An 18,576-nucleotide genomic window follows, 5' to 3' on the forward strand; every position below is an offset into this window, starting at 1 on the left:
GGGGACCAGTCCGCCGGCCTCACACCGGTCCGCCGGTCCGGGCCGGGGCGGGGGTGCCGTCGCCGCTGATGCCGTCGGCGAGGTCGGAGTCGATGTCGGTGAACGCCTGCGCCACCTGCACCGACGCGTCCGCCAGCAGCCGGAGGTTCTCGGTCATCTTCTCCCGCGTGTCGTCCCACGAGCTCGCGAAGTCGCGCACCGTGCCCGCCAGGCCGTCGTGCCCGACCGCGTCCGCGATCCGGTCCGACCGCGTCGTCGCGTTCTCGAACTCGTCCGCCACCGTGGTCAGGCTCGACCCCAGCTCCGTCACCGCATCAAGGTCCACCCGGAGATCCGCCACCGGCCCTCACCCCCTTCGCCCGCAAGAGAGTAACCAGCGTCACGTCTGATGCACCACGGGGAGAACTCCCCGTCGTGCCTGCTCAGCAGCAGCGCGACCCGGGGTTGCGGTCCTGCTCCGCGTAGTGCTCGCGCCAGAACTCCCGCTCGCCCATCGGCTCGCGGTCCGGGTGGGCCGACCGCTCGTGCGTCACGTACGTGCGGTAGGCGTCGTCGCCCATCACCTGCCGCACGTACCAGCGCAGGTTCGTCCACCCCGCCGACGCCGCCCGGGCCAGTGCCCGGGCGGCGTCGCGCGCGGTGGCGCCGAGGGTGCGGGCGTCAGTGGTGCCCGGCACCGCTGGTCTCCCGCAGGCCGGCGTCGGCCCACTCCTTCTCGATCCGCCTCTCCTCGGCCGTCGCGAAGAGGTTCGCCGGGGCGAACCGCCGGGACGCGACGGGCGCGTCCTCGTGGTTCTCGCCGCCGCCGTCGCGGAACGCCTTGATCGTCACGACCACCGCCGCGATGATCACGATGATCGACAGCACCACGAACACGATCGACAGGGTGCCCTGCACGAAGGTGTTGCGGACCACGGCCTCCATCGCCGCGACGTCGGGGGCGGTGCCGAACGAGGTCTCGCCGGCGGCGAGCGCGTCCTGGAACGCCCGGTGCTGCGCCCAGTACCCGACCTGGGGCACGTCCGAGAAGATCTTCTCGAACGACGCCCAGATGGTGATGAGCGCCGTGAAGGCGAGCGGCACGGCCACGATCCACAGCCACGCCCAGTAGGCGCGGCCGCGCTTGGCGACGATGGCGAGCACGACGGCGAGGGCGATCGCCGCGAGCAGCTGGTTCGCGATGCCGAACAGCGGGAAGAACGTGTTGATGCCGCCGAGCGGGTCGGTGACGCCCAGGTAGAGGATCGTGCCCCAGCCCGCGACCATGATCGCGGTGCAGACCCACACCCCTGGTCGCCAGCTCACGTCCTTGAACCGGGGGGCCACGTTGCCGATGGTGTCCTGCAGCATGAAGCGGGCCACGCGGGTGCCGGCGTCGACGGCGGTGAGGATGAACAGCGCCTCGAACATGATCGCGAAGTGGTACCAGAAGCCCATCATCGCGGTGCCGCCGACGAGCTGGTGCATGATCGTCGCCAGGCCGAGCGCGAGCGTCGGCGCGCCGCCGGTGCGGGACACGATCGACGGCTCGCCCACCTGGCTGGCCAGGGTGCTCAGGGTGTCGGGCGTGAGGTTGACGCCGGCGAGGCCGAGCGAGTTCACGAACGCGACCGCGCCCTCGATGGTGCCGCCCGTGGCCGCGGCCGACGAGTTCATCGCGAAGTACACGCCCCGGTCGATCGAGATCGCGGCGACCAGCGCCATGATCGCGACGAACGACTCCATGAGCATGCCGCCGTAGCCGATGAAGCGCGTCTGGCGCTCCTTCTCCACGAGCTTCGGTGTCGTGCCCGACGAGATGAGCGCGTGGAACCCGGACAGGGCGCCGCACGCGATCGTGACGAAGAGGAACGGCCAGAGGTTGCCGGACACCACCGGGCCGGTCTCGCCGCTCGCGAACTCGCTGATCGCGGGCACGTTGATCTCGGGCCGCACGATGACGACGGCGCCGGCGAGCACCACGATGACGCCCACCTTCATGAAGGTGGACAGGTAGTCGCGCGGGGCGAGCAGGAGCCACACCGGCAGGACGGCGGCCACGAAGCCGTAGACGATGACGCCGACGGCGATCGTGGTGCGGTCGAGGGTGAACACGTCGGCGCCCCACGCCGTGTCGGCGACCATGCCGCCGCCGATGATCGCGGCGAGCAGCAGGACGAAGCCGATGAGGGAGACCTCGGTGATCTTGCCCGGGCGCAGGAACCGCAGGTAGACGCCCATGAACAGCGCGATCGGGATGGTCATCGAGACGCTGAACACGCCCCACGGGCTCTCGCCGAGGGCGTTGACGACCACGAGGGCGAGGATCGCCACGATGATGATCATGATGAGCAGGGACGCGACGATCGCGGCGACGCCGCCGATCCGCCCGAGCTCCTCGCGCGCCATCTGGCCGATGGTGCGGCCGCCGCGGCGCATGGAGAAGAACAGCACCGTGTAGTCCTGCACGGCGCCCGCGAGCACCACGCCGACGATGATCCAGATGGTGCCGGGCAGGTACCCCATCTGCGCGGCGAGGACCGGGCCGACCAGCGGGCCGGCGCCGGCGATGGCGGCGAAGTGGTGGCCGAACAGCACGCGGCGGTCGGTGGGGACGAAGTCCTTGCCGTCCTCCTGCGTCTCGGCGGGGGTGGCGCGCCGGTCGTCGGGGCGGGTGATGTACCGCTCGATGACCTTCGAGTAGAAGCGGTACCCGATGAGGTACGTGCACACCGACGCGAAGACGAACCAGATCGCGTTGATCGTCTCGCCCCGGACCAGCGCGATCATCACCCAGGCGACCCCGCCGAGCAGCGCGATCGCCGCCCAGAGCGCGATCTTCGCGGGCGTCCAGCGGGGCTTGAGGTCCTCGGCCGGGACGGCCGTCGGGGGGAGCGCGGGGTCGGGGACGATGTCGTCCGTCGCCGTGGTGGCTCCGGGATCTGCTGACAAGGTGAGCCTCCAAGGCGTCGCGTCGTCGGGACCGACACAGGATAGAGGGTGAAGAAAGGGTGACCGAACGCCCGGAACCTGGACGGTGCGACTGGCGGCGTGGTACCCGGCCCTGGGCCCGCGGCGGAGCACGCGACGCCGTAGCCTGACGTGCATGGACACCGAAGAGCGCCTCGCCGTCTTCCTCGACTACGAGAACCTGGCGCTCGGCGCCCGCGACCACCTGGGCGGCATGCAGTTCGACTTCAAGCCCATCGCGGACGCCCTCGCGGTGCGCGGCCGCGTCGTGGTGCGCCGCGCGTACGCGGACTGGTCGTACTTCGACGAGGACAGGCGGATGCTGACCCGCCACCAGGTCGAGCTCATCGAGATGACGCAGCGCATGGGCGCGTCCCGCAAGAACGCCGCCGACATCAAGATGGTGGTCGACGCGATCGAGATGGCGTTCGAGCGCGAGTACATCACCACGTTCGTCATGTGTACGGGCGACTCCGACTTCTCCCCCCTCGTCCACAAGCTGCGCGAGCTCGACAAGAAGGTCATCGGCGTCGGCGTGGAGAACTCCACGTCCCGCCTGCTGCCCCCCGCGTGCGACGAGTTCCTCTTCTACGACCGGCTCGAGGGTGTCGACGTGCCCGACGAGTCCGAGGCGTCCGCGCCCAAGCGGTCCGGGCGCGGCGGCAAGGGGACCGGCCGGTCCGGCGGCGGCCGCGGGGGCCGGGCCAAGACCCCCGCCCCGGTCGAGTCCCCGGCGGAGGCGGCGGAGACCCCCGCTCCCGCCGAGGAGCCCGCGCCCGCGACGTCCGGCGCGACGTCGGGGACCCGCCGTCGCAAGAAGGCGCCCGCGGCCGAGGCCGCCGTCGAGCCCGCGGCCGAGCCCGTCGAGTCCGTGGTCGAGACGGACCTCGAGCAGGAGGACGCGGCGCCCGCGGGCGAGGACGCGACGATGGAGGTCCGGGTGGCGCAGACGCTCGCCGACCTGCAGGCCTCCACCAGCGGCTCCGTCACGGCGTCGATGCTCAAGCGCACGCTGGTGCGCAAGGACCCCACGTTCAGCGAGTCGGACTACGGCTTCCGCACGTTCGGCGAGTTCCTGCGCTTCCTGGCCGACCGCGACTTCGTCGTGCTGTCGGACGGCCCGTCGGCCGGCGACCCGGAGGTGGCGCTGCCCGCGCAGCAGGACACCGAGGGCGCGTTCGACCTGCTGCGCCAGGTGGTGCGCGACGCCGGCGGGAGCGCGCCGCTGTCCGGGCTGAAGAACGAGGTGCGCAAGCGCCGCCCCGACTTCTCGGAGAAGGCGCTCGGCTACCGCGGGTTCCTGCAGTTCGCGAAGGGCGCCGCGGCCGCCGGCGCCGTCGCCCTCGCGTGGGACGACGACGCCGACGACTACCTGCTCACCGCGAGCTGAGCGCTCGCGGGGTCGTGCTCAGCGCTGGACGAACGCGAGCAGCGCCGCGTTGACCTCGTCCGCGTGCGTCCACAGCAGGCCGTGGGGCGCGCCCTCGACCTCGACGTACTCGGCGTCGGGCACGGCGGCGTGGAAGCGCCGGCCCGAGGCGTCGATCGGCAGGATGTTGTCCTTCGTGCCGTGCAGGATCAGCGTGGGCAGGCCCGCGGCGCGGACCGCCTCGACGTCGGGCCGGAAGTCCTCGATCCACGTGGGGACGACGGCGTACGCGGCGACGGGCGCCGAGCCCACGGCGGTGCTCCAGTTCGCCCGCACGACCTCCTCGGAGATCCGCGTGCCGAGGTTCTCGTCGAGGTTGTAGAAGTCCTTGTAGAACTGGGTGAACCAGGCGTAGCGGTCACCGCGGGCCGCGTCGACGATGCCGTCGAAGACGGACTGCGGCACGCCCTCGGGGTTGTCGTCGCGCTGCACGAGGAACGGCTCGAGCGAGGCGAGGAACGCGAGCTTGGCGACTCGCTCGTGGCCGTGGTTGCGCACGTATCGGGCGAGCTCGCCGGTGCCCATCGAGAAGCCGACGAGGATGACGTCTCGCAGGTCGAGCGTCGTCAGGACGGTGTCGAGGTCCTTCGCGAACGTGTCGTAGTCGTACCCCGAGCCGACCTTGCTGGACGCGCCGAACCCGCGGCGGTCGTAGGTGATCACGCGGTACCCGGCGGCGAGGAGCTCGCGGGTCTGCAGCTCCCAGCTGTGCCCGTCGAGCGGGTACCCGTGCACGAGGACGACCGGCTGCCCGGAGCCCTGGTCCTCGTAGTAGAGCTCGACGTCCGTGCTGTTCTCCTGCCCGACGGTGATGTAGCCCATGGTGGTGCCCCTTCCGAAGGAGGGGAGAACGATCGTTCTCCCGCTGTTCGCTACAGTAGAGAACGATGGTTCTCCCCGCAAGGGGAGGGGCGGCGACGGGAGGGTGAACGATGGTCGACGAGAAGGCGGCGCGCGACGCGGTGGTCGCGGCCGCCGACCGGCTGTTCTACGCGCGCGGCGTGCAGGCCGTGGGCATGGACGCCGTGCGCGCCGAGGCCGGGGTGTCGCTCAAGCGGATCTACGGGCTCTTCCAGTCCAAGGAGGACCTGGTGGTCGCCGTCCTCGCGCTGCGGACCAGGCAGTGGACGGAGGGCGTGGCGCGCGCGGCCGCCGGCGCGGCCACGCCGCGCGACCGGATCCTCAGCGTCTTCGACTTCCTCGACGCGTGGTTCCGGGAGGACGGGTTCCGGGGGTGCGCGTTCATCAACTCGTTCGGCGAGCTCGGCGCGACGTCGCCCCGCATCGCGGAGGCCGTGCGAGGGCACAAGGAGGACTTCCGGGCGCACGTGCTGGGCCTCGTGCGCGAGGCCGGCCTGCCCGACGCCGTCGCCCTGCAGGTCGTGCTGCTCGCCGAGGGCGCGCAGACCACCGCCGCCATCACGCACGACGCCGACGTCGCGCGCGAGGCGCGCCGCGCCGCCGCGTCGCTCCTCGCCGCCGAGGCGGCGCGAACGCCCTGATCACACGCCCGCGGGGTGGCCTCGGCGGGGGCCGACGGAGCAGGGGGCACAATGGTGCGGTGACCTATCGGTTCCTGCGCCTCGTCCTGTCGCTCCTGGTGTACGTGCTCCTGCGCCCCCAGGTGACGGGACTGCACAACATCCCGCGGCGCGGCCCGGTGATCCTCGCGAGCAACCACCTGTCGTTCATCGACTCGATCATCATCCCGCTCGTCGTGCCCCGGCACGTCACGTTCATCGCCAAGGCGGAGTACTGGACGGGCCGCGGCCTCAAGGGCCGGGTCTCGCGCTGGTTCTTCACCACGATGGGCCACATCCCGGTCGACCGCGAGGACCCGCGCGCCGGGCAGCGGTCGCTCGACGACGCGCTCGTCGTGCTCAAGCGCGGCGGCGCCTTCGGCATCTACCCCGAGGGCACCCGCTCCCGCGACGGCAAGCTGCACCAGGGGCACACGGGCGTCGCCTGGCTGGCGCTCGCGGGCTCGGCGCCCGTCGTCCCCGTGGCCCTGCGCGGCACCGACAAGGTGCAGCCCGTCGGCAAGCGGCTCCCCCGCCCGACGCGCGGCATCCAGGTGCACTTCGGCGCCCCGATCGACCCGTCGCGCCAGCTCACCGCCGGTGCGCGCCCGGCCCAGGTGCGTCGTGAGCTGACCGACCACGTGATGTCCTCCATCCACAAGATGAGCGGCCAGGAGCTCGCCGCGTGACCTCGCCCTCGCCGCACGGCGAGGAGGTGCAGCGCCTCTTCGACACGGTCCCCGGCTATTACGACCGGATGAACCGCCTCATGACGCTGGGGCGGCACGCGGCCTGGTGCCGCGACGTCGCACGCCGGGCGCAGCTGCCCGCCGGCGGCTCGCTGCTCGACATCGCGACCGGCACCGGCGTCATCGCCCTCGAGGCGGCCCGCCAGTACCCCGGCGCGACGATCCACGGCGTCGACTTCTCCGAGGGGATGCTGGAAGGCGCCCGCGCCAAGCCCGGCGCCGACGCCGTGACCTGGCAGTTCGCCGACGCCAACGCCCTGCCCTACGACGACGCGTCGTTCGACGCCGTCACGCACGGCTACCTGCTGCGCAACGTCGAGGACGCCGAGCGCGTGCTCGCCGAACAGCTGCGGGTGCTCCGGCCCGGCGGCCGTCTCGCGCTGCTGGAGACCTGCCCGCCGCGCGGCCTGCTGAAGTACCCGGTGGCGCTCGGGGTGAAGGTCGTGATCCCGCTGCTCGGGCAGCTCGTGGCCCGCGACAAGAAGTCGTACACCTACCTCGAGGAGACCACCCTCGGGTTCATGTCCCCCGAGCAGGTCGCGTCGATCCTCTGGCGCCTCGGGTTCGACGACGTCACCTGGCGTCGCCGCTTCCTCGGCACCCACATGATCGTGAGCGCCCGCAAGCCGTAGCGACGTCGCGCGGTACCGTCGAAGGATGCGCTCCGCGCCCGACGGTGACGGCCGTCGCTCAGCACGACCGCCTGGAGGCCGGGCGGTGCGCCGTGCGCGCACCGGGACGATCGCACTCGCAGCATTCGCCGACGCCGTCTGCGTGCTGGGGCTCGCGGTGGTCGGCGTCGCGGGTCCTGCTCCCCGCGCAGATCCCGTGGGCCCGCTGTCGGCGACATGGCCGTTCCTCGTCGCCGCGGCGGTCGGATGGTGCGCGTCTCGCGCCTGGCGGTCCCCGTGGCGCCTCTGGCCGACGGGCGTCGTGGTCTGGGGATGCACCTGGGCGGTCGGTGTCGTCCTTCGGGTCCTGGCCGAGCGCGGCGTGTTCCCCACGTTCCAGATCGTGTCGTTCGGGTTCCTCGCCGTGACGATGCTCGGTTGGCGCGGCGTCGTCGCAGTCGTCCGGATCCTGCGCCCCAGCCGTCCGCGGGTCATCGTCCAGATGGACGATCACGACGGACCGACCCGCTGAGCGACGAGCACGGGACACCGGCCTCGACGTGCCTGCCGTGCGAGCGTGGCAGGGGCGTCGTGCCTCCCCCGGCCGGGGGAGGCGCAGGGCAGGGCCGGTGGGCAGACTGGCGGGCATGACGGCGACGACGGGGAGCGGACGGCGCACGCTGCGCTGGGCGCTCACGCCGCTGACCAGCGCGTCCACGGTGCGGGCGGGCGTGTACCTCGTCATCGGCGGCGTGCTGGCGGGTGCGTACTTCGCGCTCGCCGCGGGGTTCGTGCAGATGTTCGCCGACCCGGCGACGCCGCGGGTCGCCGTCGGCGTGCTGGCGCTGGTCACCGCGGTCATCGTGGGCTCGCCGCCCTTCCTCGCGCCCGTGCGGGCGCTCGAGATCGCCGCCGTGCGGACGTTCCTCGACGTCGACGCGCGCACCCTGCCCGACCCGGTCGGGGCGCCCACCGTCGCGACGCGCTGGCGGGGTGCCGCCTGGTTCGCGCTGCACCTCGTGCTCGGCGCGCTCGTCACCGTGGGGCTGCTGGTCGCGGTGCCGCTCGCGACGCAGCTGGTGCTGTCCGCGTTCGGCGTCGACCGGGCGTTCCTCGTGCAGAGGGGACCCGCGCTCGCCAGCAACCCCGTCGGCTGGCTGGTGCTCGCCCTGCTCGCGCTCGTCGCGCTCCCGTACGGCACGGCGCTCGCGCGACGCCTGCTGCGGCAGTCGGCCGAGCCGCTGCTCGGCCCGGACCAGACGGCGCGGATCGCGGAGCTCGAGGCGCGTGCGGACCGGCTCGCCGAGCGCGGCCGCCTCGCCCGCGAGCTGCACGACTCCGTGGGGCACGCCCTGACGGTCACCACGCTCCAGGCGGCGGCCGCCGCGCGCCAGGTGGAGTCGGACCCGGACGCCGCCCGGCGGTCGCTCGCCGCGATCGAGGAGGCCGGCCGGTCGGCGATGGCGGACCTCGACCACGTGCTCGGCCTGCTGCGCGCGGGCGACGACGCGTCGTCCAGTGCCGCGCGGCGCGCCCCGGCCCGGTCGCTGGACGACCTGCCCGCCCTCGTCGACGACGCCCGGCACGCCGGCGCGGACGTGCGGCTCGACGTCGACGACGGGGCGTCGGGCGCGCTGCCCCGCGCGACGTCGCACGAGGCCTACCGCGTGGTGCAGGAGGCGCTGACCAACGCCGTCCGGCACGCCCCCGGTCGCCCGGTCGCGGTGCGCGTCGCCGTCGGCGAGCGTGACCTGGAGGTCGAGGTGACGAACCCGGTCGAGCCGCCGGGGACCCCGGGCGCCGCCGACGGCGGCGGACGCGGGCTCGCCGGCATGGCCGAGCGTGTCCGGCTGCTGCGCGGCGACCTCGACGCCGGGCCGCACGCCGGCCGGTGGGTGGTGCGGGCGCGATTTCCGGTCGACCGGGAACGCGGTGCCTCGGGATGATCGCGCGATGGACGAGCTCTTCGGTGGGGACTGCGCGGCCTGCGGCCACCCGTGGTCGTGGCACCCGGTCGCCCTCGCCGGCCTGCGCGGATGTGTCCTCTGCATCGAGGAGGAGGACCACGGCCAGCAGGACGTCATCTGCGCCCTCTGGCCGCCGGACGCCGGGCTTCCCGCCGTCGAGGTCGTCCGCGTCGCGATCCGCCGCGGGCGTCGGGGGCGGGGTCGGCTGACCTTCGTCCTCCCCGACGGTGGCACCTGGGCGGTCGCGCGCCGTGGACGCTGGAAGGTGCCCGACGACGTCGGAGGGGTCGAGCACGAGCTGGCGACCACGACGCTCGGCGGCTTCTGGGAACGGCACTACCTCGGGTTCCGCTGATCCGAGCGGCGGGGACCCGGGTCTCGACGGGCTCGACCGCCGGTCCGTACGGCAGGATCGACGGCGTGACCGTGCCTCCCGACACCGCCGTCGTCCGTGTCGTCCTCGTCGACGACGAGCCGCTGGTGCGCGCGGGCCTGCGCGTGATCCTCGACGCGGAGCCCGGCCTGGAGGTCGTGGGGGAGGCGGGCGACGGGTCCGAGGTGCCGCAGGTGGTGACCCAGGCCCGGCCCGACGTCGTGCTCATGGACGTGCGGATGCCGACGGTGGACGGGATCGCGGCCACGCGCGCCGTCGTCGCGTCGGGGCGGCCGGGCGCCCCGGCGCCGCGCGTGCTGGTGCTGACCACGTTCGAGAACGACGACCACGTGCTCGACGCGCTGCACTCCGGAGCCCAGGGCTTCCTGCTCAAGCGGGCCCGCCCGGAGGAGGTGGTGCACGCGGTGCGCGTCGTGGCCCAGGGGGACTCGCTGCTGTTCCCGGACGCCGTCCGGCGCCTCGTCGCCGCGCACGGCCCGGGCGGCTCGGCCGGGGACGCCCTCCGGTCGGCCGGCCTCACCGAGCGCGAGAGCGAGGTGCTCCGCCTCGTCGCCGCCGGCCTGTCGAACGCGGAGATCGCCGGCGAGCTGTTCCTCGGGGTCGAGACGGTGCGCACGCACGTGGGCAACGTGCTCGCCAAGCTCAACGTGCGCGACCGCACCCAGGCCGTCGTGCGTGCCTACGAGTCGGGGTTCGTGCCGATCGGGCGGGCCTGAGCCCGGCGCCGCCACCGGCGCAGCGCGACCGAGGCGAGAAGGGCGCCCGCTGCGGCCCCGATCGTGTTCGACAGCCAGTCGTTCGTGTCGCAGGACCGGCCGATCGCGGGCACGAGCGCCTGGACGACCTCGATCGCCGCGGACGTGGCCGACCCCGCGAGCAGCGCGAGCACCGGCCGGCGGAGCGCGACGGCCGCCAGGTAGACGGGCGGGACGAACAGGACGACGTTCGCCATCAGCTCGACCCGGCCCGGCGTCGGCAGCGCCCAGCCCACGGTGCACCGCGCGAACAGCTCCCGGTCGACCGGTGCCAGCGTCAGCAGGGCGACCGGCACGAGGGACACCGCGGCCAGGACGGCGGCCAGCCGTGGCCGGCCCGTGAGCCACGGGCCGGCGAGCCATCCCACGACCGCCAGGACGACCAGCGCCACGGGGGACAGCCACGGGTGGGCGACGAGGACGGTCGAGATCACGGGCCCCAGTCTCCCTGCGTCCGAGTCGCCCGCGGTGCCGCGTCCAGGAGCATCCGGCGTGGTGCCTCAGCGGAGGACGTCGGCCAGGCGGTCGCCGAGCTCCGTGCCGTCGGCACCGTGCACCAGTGGGGCGTCGGGGTCCGGGCGCCCGCGGGAGGGCCGCGGGCGGGCGCGCTCGACCTGCCGGATGGCGATCGCGGCGACCCGCCCGGGCCAGCGCGCCGTCGCGCGCACGTACACGTCCTCGTCGAGCTGGCCGGCGTCGCCGACGAGCAGCCAGCGCACCCGCGGGAAGGAGACCATGAGCCGGTCGAGGCTGTCGCCCTTGTGCTGCGGGCCGCTGCGGAACCAGCCCGTCTGCGTCGGCCCCCAGTCGGTGAGCAGCAGCGGGCCGGGCGGGAAGCCGTGCCGGTCGAGGAACCCGGCCAGCGTGTCGGCGGTGTTCCACGCGCCGTTGGAGAGATAGACGAACGGCGCGCCCGGGTGGTCCGCGGCGATCCGCCGGTACAGCTCGGGCATCCCCGGCACGGGGCGGCGGGCGCTCGGGCGGCGGACGAAGGTGTTCCATGCGGCGAGGAAGGGGCGGGGGACCGCGGTGATCATCGTCGTGTCGTCGATGTCGCTCACGACGCCGAACGTCGTGGCGTCGCCCGCGACGTCCACGGCGGCGGCGGCAGACGTGCCCGCCGTGCGGACGGCCGTGAGCGTCGCCTCGTGCCGCCCGGGCGACAGGAGCGCGTCGTCCGGCAGCGTCACCTCGACGTCCACGTACCCGGCCCGGTCGGTCGTCACGTCGACGGACACGCCGCCCAGCGTGACGCGCACCGCCTCCCGAGGGGCCGGCAGCGTCAGATAGGCCCACGCGCCGCGGCGTTGGGCGTGCCGCAGCGCCGCCAGGGGCCCCGAGGCGTGCGACGGCGGCACCAGCAGCACGCGGGCCAGCACGCGGACCCGCCGCGGCGAGCCGTACCCGGTGAAGGGGACCAGGCGCGGCACCCAGCCGCGACGGCGCAGGAACGCCCCCGCCACGGTGCACCACCAGTCCTCGACCACGGCGGCGACGTGCGGTCGCTGCGTCGGCCTGTCGACGGGGTGCTGCGTGGCGGGGGCGTGCGCGTCGGGCATGTCCCGATCGTCCCTGCTACTGGCCTCCCATGCCTGTCGTCGCCACGCCCTGCACGATGCGGCGCTGGAAGAGCATGAACACGACGAGCAGCGGCAGGGCGGCGATCATCGCCGACGCCATGTTCTGCGCGTACTGGACGCCGTAGGCGTTCTTCACGGTCGACAGCCCCACCGGCAGGGTCATGAACTGCGGGTCGGTCGTGACGATGAACGGCCACAGGAAGTTGTTCCACGCGCCGATGAACACGAAGATCGCGACGGCCACGAGGATCGACTTCGACAGCGGCAGCACGATCGTCCAGAACAGCCGCCACGTGCCGGCCCCGTCGATGCGGGCGGCGTCGAGCAGCTCGGACGGGATGGCGTCGAAGAACCGCTTGAGGATGAACACCATCACCGGCGCCACGATCTGCGGCAGCACGATGCCCGCGAAGGTGTCCACGAGGCCCATGGCCTGCATCTGCTTGAACAGCGGCACGATGAGGATCTGGCCGGGCATCATGATGGACGCGACGGTGAGGAACTGCAGCAGGCCGCGGCCCTTGAACACCGTCTGCGAGAACGCGAACGCGGCCATCGCGGAGATCAGCACCGTCAGCGCGGTCACGAGGACGGCGACGACGAGGCTGTTCCACATCCAGCCCAGCAGCTCGCTGTTGCCGAGCACCTGCCGGTAGGCGTCGAGGGTCCAGCCCTGGGTGGGCCACCACGACGCGGGCAGCGCGGCCTCGGCCTCGTGCTTGAAGCTGGTGACGGCGCCCCACGCGAGCGGGAGCAGCCACAGCAGCGCCATGACGACGAGGGCGGCGAGCGCGGCGGCCCGCACCCACGGGGACGGCCCGATCGTCAGCTTGGTGAGGGTGCGGTTCTCGGCCCGGGCCTGCTGCCGGGCCGACCGGCGTGCGGCGACCAGCGTGGCGACGGAACCCGGGGCGGACTCGGTGACGGCCACGTCAGGCCTCCTTCTTCGTCGGCAGGAGCCGGACCAGCGTGAACACGAGGATCAGGGCGAAGAACACGTACGAGATGGCCGACGCGTACCCGAGGCGGTAGTTGGTGAAGCCCGTGTCGTAGACGTACTCGAGGATCGGGCGCGTGCTGCCGTTGGGGCCGCCGCCGGTGAGCAGGTAGATCTGGTCGAACACCTTCAGGGACGCGAGCAGCTGCAGCACCACGATGACGCCGGTGATGGTCTTCATCTGCGGCAGGGTGATGGAGAACAGCCGCCGCCAGCCGCCGGCGCCGTCGATGGTCGCGGCCTCGTACTGCTGCTGCGGGATGCCCTGCAGCGCGGCCAGGTAGAGCAGGAAGTTGAACCCGACGGTCCACCACACGGTGACGAGCGCGATGGAGAACATCGCGACGTTCTCGTCGGTCAGCCAGCCGATCGGCCCCAGACCGAGCTTCGCGAGCCCCACGTCGAGCAGGCCGATCTCGGGCTGGAAGAGCCAGCTCGCGAGGGACGACACGACGGCGCTGGTCAGCAGGAACGGCGCGAAGAACGACAGCCGCCACACCCACTGGCCGGGCAGCCCGGTGTGCACCAGCACCGCCATGACGAGCGCCACCAGGATGAGCGGCACGGTGCTGAGGAGCGTGAACCAGACGGTGTGCCACAGCGTGGTCCACACCTGCGGGTCGCTGAAGGCCTCGACGTAGTTGTCGAAGCCGATGAAGGAGCTCGCCGTGGCGGTGAGGCTCTGGTCGGTGAAGCTCATCCACAGGCCGTAGATCGTCGGCCACAGCAGGAAGAGCCCCGTCGCCACCGCGAACGGGGCGACGAACAGGTATCCGGAACGGTCCTGCGCGCGGAGCGAGTGGTTCACGGCGCGGGTCCCCGTGCGGGGGCGGGTGCCCGTGGAGCGCCGGGAGGGGCGCGCGACGGGGGCGCTGAGTGACGTGCTCGAGGCGGTCATCGTCGTCCTCTCTCGGTCAGGCGGCAGGGTCGGGCTGCGACAGGAGACGGTTCATCTCGCTGAGCATCCGGTCGACGGCGGTCTTGGGGGTGGCCTTGCTCGAGAGGGTGTCCATCATCGAGTCGCCGATGCGGGTCTGGAAGTCGCTGCCGCCGCCGGCGAACCAGACGTCCGGGTCGAAGACGGCGATCTCCGCGGCCTTCGCGTAGTCGCTCTGCGGCACCAGGGCCTGGTACTCGGGCATCTGGACGATCGGCTGGTACGCGGGGATGTGGCCCGCCTGCGCCCACGTCATGCTCTCTCGCAGGAGGTCGGCCAGGACGCGGTAGGTGGCCTGGCGGGCCTCGGGGTCGGGCGTGGCCTGCCGCGGCAGCACGAACGAGTGGGAGTCGGCGTAGTTGGCCGGCTGGTCGAAGATCGTGGGGAACGGCGCGCCCCCGAGGTTGTCCCCCAGGGCGTCGCGGAACATCGGCAGGTCCCACTCGCCGTCGAAGACCAGCCCGGTGCGCTTCGACATGAACCGCCCCGTCGCGGCGCCGCCGTCCTGGTTCGGCGCGGCGACCTCGCCGTCGAGCATCTCCTGGAGGAACTCGAAGACCCCCTCGGCCTTGGCGGTGTCGAGCTCGGCCGCCTTGCCCGGGGTGAGGTCGTACCCGCCCCCGGTCTGGCTGTACAGCCCCCAGAACACGCGCCAGCAGCCGGCCGGGTCGCGCAGGTAGCCCCACGACATCCCGGTCTCGCCCGTGACCTCCGCCAGGTCGCGGCCGGCGTCGAGGAACGCGTCGGCGCCGACCAGCGGGCGGAGCTTGCCGTCCGCGTCCGCGAGGCCCGCCTGCCGGACCATCTCCGGGTTGTAGAAGTTGATGTACGGGTGCGTGTCCAGCGGCAGCGCGTAGAGCTGGCCGTCGAACTGCGCCTTCTCCCACACCGCGGCGGGGAAGTCCTCCCGCGTGATGCCGAGCTCGGCGAGCGCGTCGAGGTCGAACGGCTCCAGCAGGCCGCCGGGCGCGTACCCGGCGAGCCGGGACAGGTGCATCACCGCGGCCTCCGGCGGGCGTCCGCCGGACGAGGCCATCGCGAGCTTCGTGTAGTACGGGGGGCCCCACGCCAGCGTCGTCGAGTCGACGTCCAGGTCGGGGTTGCCGGCGCGCACCGCGCCGACCATCTCCTGCATGAGACCGCCGTCGCCGCCCGAGAACAGGTCCCAGATCATCACCGACGTCCGGCCGCTGCCGGACGCGGTCGGCGTGGCGCAGCCGGACAGCGCGCCGCCGAGCGCGACGCCGCCGGCGCCGACGAGGGCCGCCTGGAGCAGGCCGCGCCTGCTCAGCCCGACGTCGTCCACCGTGCCGCTCGAACCCGACCGACGGGGGAACCGGCCCTGGGCGCGGCTGGGCCACGGCCCTGACAGACCCCCGGACGTACGCAGCTTGGTCTTCATCGACCCTCCTGAGTGCAACGTTGCGCTCCAACGTGGGACCACGATGGACTAGGTGGCGCGGACCGTCAAGAGGTCCGCTGACACGGTGGCGACGACGCCCCTGTCGGGCGAGAGAGGGTCGGTGGATGGCAGCACAGGACGAGCGCGACACGACGGCGGTACGTCCGGGGGCGGGCCGCGGCTCCGGCCGGGTCGGGATCAAGGACGTGGCGGCGGCCGTCGGCGTCTCCTGGAAGACGGTCTCGAACGTCGTCAACGGCACCGGCCGGGTCGGCGACGAGACGCGCGCGAAGGTCGAGGCCATGATCGTCGAGCTCGGGTACCGCCCGAACCTCGCGGGCCGTCAGCTGCGGCAGGGGCGCACGAACACGCTGGCGCTCGCGGTCCCCTGGGCCCACTCGCCCTACTTCTCGCTCCTGGCGCACATCGTCATCGACGTGGCGGGCGCCCGGGGGTACCGGGTGCTCATCGAGGAGACGCGCACCGACCGTGACGCGGAGCTCCAGGTGGCGCGCGGGTTCCGGGTGCAGGCGATCGACGGGATCATCTTCTCGCCCCTGGCCCTCGGCCCGGCGGAGATCGCCGAGGTGCGCGGCGAGACGCCGATGGTGCTGCTCGGCGAGCGCGACGACCCTGGTCACGACCGCCGCTGGCGCACCGACCACGTGAGCATCGACAACGTCCGCGCCGCGCGGGAGGTCACCGAGCATCTGCTCGCGGCGGGCAGGAACCGCCTCGCCTTCGTCGGTGCGGAGTCCGTGGCGGACCGGTCGGGCACCCCGCGGCTCCAGGGTTTCCGGGAGGCCCACGCCGCGCGGGAGCTGGAGGTGGACCCTCGGTGGATCGTGCCCGTCGCGCAGTTCTCGCGCCCGGACGGCATGCGGGCGGTCGAGTCCCTGCTGCCACGCATCGACCAGGTGGACGGTCTCGTGTGCGCCAACGACGAGCTGGCGCTGGGTGCGCTCTACGCGCTCCGGCTCAACGGGGTGCGGGTGCCCGAGGACGTGGCCGTCACGGGCTGGGACAACACCGAGGACGGCCGGTACTCGAACCCGTCGCTGACCACGATCGCGCCGGACCTGCAGGCGATCGCCGAGACCGCCGTGGACCGGGTGATCGCGCAGGTCGAGGGGGCTGCGGGCGGCGACGGCGAGCGGGACGTCGACGTCGTCGTGGCGCACCGGCTGCTGGTGCGGGAGAGCAGCCGGAGCGCCTGACCGTCCTCGGCCAGGGAGCAACTTTTCTGATTCAACGTTGCATTCTGGCGGCGAGGAAGGTTGAATCTCTCGCGGAACTGTCGTCCATGCAACGGAGCACCACGATGTCCGTCCTCGATCGCCTCGACCCTCCCTCCGCCCCCGTCGGCGCGGCCGTGCCGCGGCCGGAGTATCCGCGCCCGCAGGTGGTGCGTGACCGCTGGTTGAACCTCAACGGGGAGTGGGGGTTCGAGATCGACCCCGGCGACTCCGGCCTGGAGCGCGGCCTGCGCGAACGGCCGCTGACAGGCTCGATCACCGTCCCGTTCGCCCCGGAGTCGGAGCTCTCCGGCGTCGAGAACACCGACTTCCTGGAGGCGGTCTGGTACCGCCGCGAGGTGACGGTCCCGGCCGACTGGACCGAGGTCGCCGGCGACGACACGCACGTGCTGCTGCACTTCGGCGCCGTCGACCAGGACGCGACGGTCTGGGTGGACGACGTCGAGGTGGCCCGCCACCGCGGCGGGTTCACGCCGTTCACCGCCGACCTGTTCGGCGTCGCGGCGCCGGGCGAGACGGTGACCGTCGTCGTGCGCGCCCGCGACCACCGCGGCATCCCGCAGGCCCGCGGCAAGCAGTCCGGCCTGTACGCCAACAAGGACTGCCACTACACGCGCACCACGGGCATCTGGCAGACGGTGTGGATGGAGCCGGTGCCGGGCGCCAGCCTGCGCCGCCCGCGCATCACGCCCGACCTCGCCGCCGGGGCGCTGGACGTGCGCGTGCCGCTCACGCAGAACCGCCGCGGCCACCATGTGGTCGTCACCGTGAGCGACGCCGACGGCGTCGTCGCGACCGAGACGACGCGCGCGGACCTCGACCTCGCGCCGTCGGTGCGCGTGGTGGTCCCCGCCGACCGCGTGCGGCCGTGGTCCACGCAGGACCCGCACCTGTACGGCGTCGAGGTCGAGCTGCACGACGCCGCGGGCGACGTCGTCGACGCCGTCCGCTCGTACGCGGGCCTGCGGTCCGTGGCGATCGAGGGCAAGGCGGTCCGCATCAACGGCGAGCCCGTGTTCCAGCGCCTCGTGCTCGACCAGGGCTACTGGCCCGAGTCGCTCATGACCGCCCCGAGCGACGCCGCGCTCCTGCGCGACGTCCAGCTCGGCCTCGAGGCCGGCTTCAACGGCGCGCGCCTGCACCAGAAGGTCTTCGAGGAGCGCTACCTGTTCCACGCCGACCGCCTCGGCTACCTGGTGTGGGGCGAGTTCGGCGACTGGGGCTCCGGCGACTTCGGCCGCCGTGACGACCACCAGAAGCCGACGACGTCGTACGTCGCCGAGTGGCTGGAGGCCCTCGAGCGGGACTTCTCGCACCCGTCGATCATCGGCTGGTGCCCGCTGAACGAGACCCACCAGCTGCTGCACGACCGGATCACCCAGCTCGACGACGTCACGCGCGCGATGTTCCTCGCGACCAAGCTCGCCGACCCGTCGCGCCCCGTGCTCGACGCGAGCGGCTACTCGCACCGCGTGCTCGAGACCGACGTCTGGGACTCCCACCACTACGAGCAGGACCCGGAGAGGTTCGCCCGCGACATGGCGGGGCTGACGACCGACGAGCCCTGGGCCAACAGCTACGACGGGGACCCCATCTCCCTGCCCTACAAGGGCCAGCCGTACTTCTGCAGCGAGTACGGCGGCATCTGGTGGAACCCGGAGGAGGCCGCGCGCGCCGCGGGCGACGACCGCAGCGAGTCGTGGGGGTACGGCCAGCGCGTGGCGGACGAGGAAGAGTTCCACGTGCGCTTCGCCGGCCTGACGGACGCCCTGCTCGACGACCCGCTGATGTTCGGCTACTGCTACACGCAGCTCACCGACGTGTTCCAGGAGCAGAACGGCATCTACCGGTTCGACCGGTCCGAGAAGCTCGACGTCGACCGGGTCCGTGCCGTCCAGGTGCGCCCCGCCGCCTTCGAGAAGGACGCCGACTGAGCACGGGCGCACGGCGCTGAGAGGTCGTACCGAGCCGCGCGGCGGCGGGACCCGGTCCCGTCGCCGCGCGGCCGTGATCGCAGGAGAGTGGAGCAC

Annotated in this window: 19 protein-coding genes; 10 read left to right on the forward strand and 9 right to left on the reverse strand. The window is 72.9% G+C overall.

Translation table 11 applies throughout. From position 1 onward, the window contains the following. Positions 1-19: 19 nt before the first annotated feature. The 3 genes from ACH443_RS09415 to ACH443_RS09425 all read right to left on the reverse strand — a co-directional run bounded on the left by ACH443_RS09415 (position 20) and on the right by ACH443_RS09425 (position 2,931). On the reverse strand, positions 20-310 hold the full coding sequence (locus ACH443_RS09415) for a hypothetical protein (RefSeq protein ID WP_429762721.1): 291 nt from the start codon (positions 308-310) through the stop codon (positions 20-22). A 112-nt stretch (positions 311-422) separates the two neighbouring features. Continuing rightward, complete coding sequence (locus ACH443_RS09420; RefSeq protein WP_430555666.1) at positions 423-677, reverse strand: YbdD/YjiX family protein; 255 nt, start codon at positions 675-677, stop codon at positions 423-425. After that, entirely contained in the window at positions 661-2,931 is a 2,271-nt protein-coding gene (locus tag ACH443_RS09425) for a carbon starvation CstA family protein (RefSeq protein WP_430590141.1), read from the reverse strand. Before ACH443_RS09425 ends, ACH443_RS09420 begins: the two co-directional genes overlap by 17 nt. A 154-nt stretch (positions 2,932-3,085) precedes the next feature. On the opposite strand from ACH443_RS09425, the gene ACH443_RS09430 reads away from it, so the two are divergent. After that, on the forward strand, positions 3,086-4,339 hold the full coding sequence (locus ACH443_RS09430; protein WP_429762718.1) for an NYN domain-containing protein: 1,254 nt from the start codon (positions 3,086-3,088) through the stop codon (positions 4,337-4,339). Between the two features lie 18 nt (positions 4,340-4,357). On the opposite strand, the gene ACH443_RS09435 is transcribed toward ACH443_RS09430, so the two are convergent. After that, positions 4,358-5,200: an alpha/beta fold hydrolase gene (locus tag ACH443_RS09435; RefSeq protein ID WP_429762717.1), complete on the reverse strand. Its 843-nt coding sequence runs from the start codon at positions 5,198-5,200 to the stop codon at positions 4,358-4,360. A gap of 110 nt (positions 5,201-5,310) precedes the next feature. On the opposite strand from ACH443_RS09435, the gene ACH443_RS09440 reads away from it, so the two are divergent. The 7 genes from ACH443_RS09440 to ACH443_RS09470 all read left to right on the forward strand — a co-directional run bounded on the left by ACH443_RS09440 (position 5,311) and on the right by ACH443_RS09470 (position 10,335). After that, a complete protein-coding gene (locus tag ACH443_RS09440; protein WP_430590142.1) occupies positions 5,311-5,880 on the forward strand; it encodes a TetR/AcrR family transcriptional regulator in 570 nt (189 codons plus the stop codon). A gap of 59 nt (positions 5,881-5,939) precedes the next feature. Beyond that, positions 5,940-6,587: a lysophospholipid acyltransferase family protein gene (locus ACH443_RS09445; RefSeq protein WP_429762715.1), complete on the forward strand. Its 648-nt coding sequence runs from the start codon at positions 5,940-5,942 to the stop codon at positions 6,585-6,587. Continuing rightward, entirely contained in the window at positions 6,584-7,279 is a 696-nt protein-coding gene (locus ACH443_RS09450) for a ubiquinone/menaquinone biosynthesis methyltransferase (protein WP_429762714.1), read from the forward strand. The genes ACH443_RS09445 and ACH443_RS09450 overlap by 4 nt, the downstream gene beginning before the upstream one ends. 85 nt (positions 7,280-7,364) lie before the next feature. Continuing rightward, entirely contained in the window at positions 7,365-7,790 is a 426-nt protein-coding gene (locus ACH443_RS09455) for a DUF3054 domain-containing protein (RefSeq protein ID WP_430590143.1), read from the forward strand. Positions 7,791-7,905: 115 nt separating this feature from the next. Beyond that, entirely contained in the window at positions 7,906-9,204 is a 1,299-nt protein-coding gene (locus tag ACH443_RS09460; RefSeq protein WP_430590144.1) for a sensor histidine kinase, read from the forward strand. 7 nt (positions 9,205-9,211) lie between these two features. Continuing rightward, entirely contained in the window at positions 9,212-9,580 is a 369-nt protein-coding gene (locus tag ACH443_RS09465) for a hypothetical protein (RefSeq protein WP_430590145.1), read from the forward strand. Positions 9,581-9,645: 65 nt separating this feature from the next. Further along, positions 9,646-10,335: a response regulator gene (locus ACH443_RS09470; protein ID WP_430590146.1), complete on the forward strand. Its 690-nt coding sequence runs from the start codon at positions 9,646-9,648 to the stop codon at positions 10,333-10,335. Here ACH443_RS09470 and ACH443_RS09475 read toward each other — a convergent pair. The 5 genes from ACH443_RS09475 to ACH443_RS09495 all read right to left on the reverse strand — a co-directional run bounded on the left by ACH443_RS09475 (position 10,299) and on the right by ACH443_RS09495 (position 15,290). After that, entirely contained in the window at positions 10,299-10,808 is a 510-nt protein-coding gene (locus tag ACH443_RS09475; protein ID WP_430555674.1) for a VanZ family protein, read from the reverse strand. The two genes, ACH443_RS09470 and ACH443_RS09475, sit on opposite strands and share 37 nt — an antisense overlap. A 66-nt stretch (positions 10,809-10,874) precedes the next feature. After that, positions 10,875-11,933 carry an App1 family protein gene (locus tag ACH443_RS09480; protein ID WP_430555675.1) on the reverse strand — a complete coding sequence of 353 codons (1,059 nt, stop codon included), beginning with the start codon at positions 11,931-11,933 and terminating at the stop codon, positions 10,875-10,877. Positions 11,934-11,949: 16 nt separating this feature from the next. Then, positions 11,950-12,885, reverse strand: a complete 936-nt coding sequence (locus ACH443_RS09485; protein ID WP_429762704.1) for a carbohydrate ABC transporter permease — start codon at positions 12,883-12,885, stop codon at positions 11,950-11,952. A 1-nt stretch (position 12,886) separates the two neighbouring features. Further along, positions 12,887-13,849: a carbohydrate ABC transporter permease gene (locus tag ACH443_RS09490; protein ID WP_429762703.1), complete on the reverse strand. Its 963-nt coding sequence runs from the start codon at positions 13,847-13,849 to the stop codon at positions 12,887-12,889. A gap of 16 nt (positions 13,850-13,865) precedes the next feature. Further along, positions 13,866-15,290: an extracellular solute-binding protein gene (locus ACH443_RS09495; protein WP_430555678.1), complete on the reverse strand. Its 1,425-nt coding sequence runs from the start codon at positions 15,288-15,290 to the stop codon at positions 13,866-13,868. Between the two features lie 125 nt (positions 15,291-15,415). Between ACH443_RS09495 and ACH443_RS09500 the strand changes: the two genes are divergently transcribed. Both ACH443_RS09500 and ACH443_RS09505 read left to right on the forward strand, forming a co-directional pair. Next, the gene (locus tag ACH443_RS09500) at positions 15,416-16,507 is read left to right on the forward strand and encodes a LacI family DNA-binding transcriptional regulator (protein ID WP_430590147.1); all 1,092 of its coding nucleotides are present in this window, start codon (positions 15,416-15,418) and stop codon (positions 16,505-16,507) included. A gap of 104 nt (positions 16,508-16,611) precedes the next feature. Beyond that, positions 16,612-18,480: a glycoside hydrolase family 2 protein gene (locus tag ACH443_RS09505; protein ID WP_430590148.1), complete on the forward strand. Its 1,869-nt coding sequence runs from the start codon at positions 16,612-16,614 to the stop codon at positions 18,478-18,480. Positions 18,481-18,576 lie beyond the last annotated feature (96 nt).

This window comes from Isoptericola sp. NPDC019571 (genome assembly GCF_044389385.1).
Lineage (GTDB): Bacteria > Actinomycetota > Actinomycetes > Actinomycetales > Cellulomonadaceae > Isoptericola > Isoptericola nanjingensis.